The 238-nt window shown below is 39.1% G+C and carries 1 pseudogene; it reads right to left on the bottom strand.

From position 1 onward, the window contains the following. Positions 1-238 (bottom strand): annotated as a pseudogene (locus tag ACCD05_RS32095) (bifunctional rhamnulose-1-phosphate aldolase/short-chain dehydrogenase); the annotation flags it as partial.

The following is a 238-nucleotide window of genomic DNA, read 5'->3' on the forward strand; positions in this document are numbered from 1 at the left end:
TAGTACGCAAAAAGTGATCCGGACAAGAGGTTCCAAGAGGAGCTAATTTTGATAAATCATTTGAATTAATGAATTCCAAAACTCTGGCATCATCTGTATAATGACCAATCATCTGGCGCTCCGAAGAGCAAAAACCTCTTAAGATCGGAGCTACTTTAGCGGCTTTTAATTTGCGGTCAGCAGACGAAAGGCTTTCTGTTTTTTTTCCTCCAAAAACAGGACGTTTTTTACCGTAATT

This window comes from Rhizobium sp. Rhizsp42 (assembly GCF_047304155.1).
In the GTDB taxonomy this organism is placed as follows: Bacteria; Pseudomonadota; Alphaproteobacteria; order Rhizobiales; family Rhizobiaceae; genus Rhizobium.